Source organism: Prevotella rectalis, from assembly GCF_900607215.1.
Taxonomy (GTDB): Bacteria; Bacteroidota; Bacteroidia; order Bacteroidales; family Bacteroidaceae; genus Prevotella; species Prevotella brunnea.
In genome coordinates this window covers 115015-115799 of record NZ_LR027821.1, presented here as the reverse complement: position 1 = coordinate 115799, position 785 = coordinate 115015, and the positions used below count along the sequence as shown (strand labels likewise).

The following is a 785-nucleotide window of genomic DNA, read 5'->3' as shown; positions in this document are numbered from 1 at the left end:
CAATGGTAGTGTCCTTAAAAGTGTGTAATTCATCTTTCCTTTCTCTGTACTTCCACTGTTATTTTATTCTTTTCTTTCCAGTTCTTGAATTGATATATTCTCCTTTCATATGTCGTCTTTGTTTCCTCCATCGCCACGGCCGCCAGGAGGAAGATGACGGACTTCTCTGATGGCATGGATGTTCTCATTTGGATGGTTCTCCTGTACTTCCTGTTGAGCCTTTCAATCCAGTTGGTCGTATATATGCACCTCTGCACTTGGGCCGGGAAGTCCATATACGTGAAGTAGGCACAGTTGCGTTCGGTCTTGTACTTTCTTAGTGCAGGATATTTCCTTTCCCATTTCTCGACAAAGGTAATGAATTGTTCGTATCCCTGCAAGGAATTCATCTCGTTGTTCTCCAATTGGAACACCTCACTGAGCTGCTGCGCCATTACTGGTTTGTCTTTATGTGATGCGCCGCTGAGTATCTGTCGCTTGACGTGTGCCACGCAGAACTGGTGTGCGGCACCTGGAAAGGCTGCACAGACGGCATTCTCTATTCCTTGCAATGCATCGGAAACGACTAAGTCTATCTGTTCGACGCCTCTTTGCTTCAAGGCCTCAAGCTCGTCTTTCCAGCACAGAGCCCCTTCTGTGGGATGATTGACAACCGTGAGCACCTCCCTGCTGCCGTCTTCCAATACCCCCAGAATGGTATAGTAGGCCTCCTTGGACACCTGTCTGTCCCTACGGGTGGAAATAAAGGTGGCGTCGATATAGACGGCTAAATAGTGGGAGGAAAG

Annotated in this window: 1 protein-coding gene; it reads right to left on the bottom strand. The window is 47.8% G+C overall.

The features are described from left to right. Positions 1–29 precede the first annotated feature (29 nt). Positions 30–785, bottom strand: a 756-nt coding sequence (locus E0E16_RS07690; protein WP_181951336.1) for an IS256 family transposase, incomplete at its 5' end; no start/stop codon positions are given.